Origin of the sequence: Streptomyces sp. S3(2020), assembly GCF_013044505.1 — a bacterium.
Classification (GTDB): Bacteria; Actinomycetota; Actinomycetes; order Streptomycetales; family Streptomycetaceae; genus Streptomyces.
In genome coordinates, this window is record NZ_JABERD010000481.1 from 1 (window position 1) to 2078 (window position 2078).

The window sequence follows — 2078 nt, forward strand, 5'->3', positions numbered from 1 at the left end:
GGCGTACGGGTGGGAGCGGGCGTACGGCGGGGAGGTTCCCGGCGTGGATCGGCCGGGGTGGTCTGCGGATGCGGCTGGTCGTGGCGTTCGGGCTCGTCGCCGCCCTGGCCACCATGACGACCGGCGCTCTGGCCTTCCGGGAGGCCCGCAACGGGGTCCTCAAGCAGAGCCAGGACACGGTCATCGCGCAGCTGCGTGCCCAGGTCGGCCGCCTGGCACCGGACGTGACGTATCCCCCCTCCCGGCAGGCACTGCAGAAGTTCGCCGTGGACGTGGCCCGCGCCGAACCGGCCGGCACATGGCGGGTGTTGGTCCGGTACGAGGGGATCTCCGAGACCTCGGTCCCGGGCGACCCCTTCGGTGAACTGACGCCCGCCGTGCGCGATGCCGTCGACTCCAGCCGGGCCACGGTGTTCCAACGGGTGCGCGACGGTGGACGTACCTCTCTGGTCGTCGGCATGTCGGTCGTGTTCGGCGGTCCGACCGGGGGCATTCCGGTGCTGACCGGCGTCCAGGTCTTCCTCACCGTGCCCCAGACCGGCGAACAGGCCTCCGTCGACGCCCTGGTCACCGCCGTGGAACGGGCGATGGTGCCGGCCCTCGGCGCCGCCGTACTGCTCGCCCTGTTCGCCGCGCGCGGCGTACTGCGTCCGGTCCGCGCCCTCCGCCGCGCCACCCGCAGCATCGCCGAGGGCCACCTCGACACCCGCCTCGAAGTCAACGGATCCGACGAACTCGCCGACCTGTCCCACACGTTCAACGAGACCGCGGCGGCCCTGGAGCAGTCCGTCGCCGAACTGCGCGCCATGGAGGCGCGGGCCCGTCGTTTCGTGGCGGACGTCTCCCATGAACTGCGCACCCCGCTGGCCGCGATGTCGGCGGTCACCGACGTCCTCGACGAGGAGGCCGGCCACCTCGACCCGGACACGGCCACCGCGGTACGGCTGATCAGCGAGGAGACGGTCAAACTCGCCCGTCTCGTGGAGGACTTGATGGAGATCTCCCGCTTCGACGCGGGCGCGGCGGTCCTCCATCTGGACGAGATCGACCTCGCCGAGTCCATCCGCCGCACGCTCGCCTCCCGCGGCTGGTCGGACGAGGTGGAGACGGCACTGCCGGGCCCCGACGAACTGCGCGGAAGGGTCGACCCGCGGCGACTGGACGTGGTCGTGGCCAACCTGGTCGGGAACGCGCTGCGGCACGGGGCACGGCCGGTGCGGATCGGTCTGTCGACGGACGCGCCGGCGGTCACCTCGGTGATCATCGAGGTGACGGACAGCGGCCCCGGCATCCCGGCCGACGTACTGCCGTACGTCTTCGAGCGCTTCTACAAGTCGGACAGCGCGCGGACCCGTACGGAGGGCAGCGGGCTGGGCCTGTCGATCACGGAGGAGAACGTGCGGATGCACGGCGGCACGATCCGCGCGGCCAACCGCCCCGAGGGCGGCGCGGTCTTCACCGTAGAACTCCCGCTACGGCGGGACGAGTCGGCGGGAAGTGGTTCCTCTTGAAGCCGGCCCACGCCACCGCGCTGCTGTTCGCGGCGTCGGCCCTCCTGCTCTCCGCCTGCGACATCCCCGCGACCGGGGTGGTGGAGGCGGGCGGACCCGCGAGCGGAATTCCCCCGACCGTACCGGTCTACCTGATCCGGGACGGCGCCCTGGTCGCGGTCTCCCGCACGATCTCCGACGCCGGCGAACCCGTGACGGCCGTCGAGTCACTCCTCCAGGGCCCGACCCCACAGGAGCGACGCGAACGCCTCACGACGGCCCTGGCCGTCCAGCCCACGCCCCTTCGCCCCACTCCCTCGCCGACCGAGCCCCTCCCCGACGAGGCAGTACGGCTGACAGCGCAGAACAACGCCGTCCACGTCGAACTTCCCTCCTACGCAGGTGACTTGACCCGTCTCGCGGCGGACCAGGTCATCTGCACCGCCGCGCGGGCGTATCTCCTCACCCGCGAGGATCTGGAGTCGACGACGGTGACGGTGACGGATGCGACGGGCGAGGTGGTGGTGGGGGGTGTGGAGCGCTGTCCCGAGCTGTAGTGGGTCGGCGGGCGGGCACCAGGTGGAGGGT

At 72.0% G+C, this 2078-nt stretch carries 2 protein-coding genes; both read left to right on the forward strand.

Annotated elements, in window-relative coordinates:
* The first annotated feature begins 68 nt into the window (after positions 1–68).
* Positions 69–1511: a HAMP domain-containing sensor histidine kinase gene (locus tag HLK59_RS49745; protein ID WP_171148285.1), complete on the forward strand. Its 1443-nt coding sequence runs from the start codon at positions 69–71 to the stop codon at positions 1509–1511.
* A complete protein-coding gene (locus tag HLK59_RS49750) occupies positions 1508–2047 on the forward strand; it encodes a hypothetical protein (RefSeq protein ID WP_171148286.1) in 540 nt (179 codons plus the stop codon). The genes HLK59_RS49745 and HLK59_RS49750 overlap by 4 nt, the downstream gene beginning before the upstream one ends.
* The last annotated feature ends 31 nt before the right edge of the window (positions 2048–2078 follow it).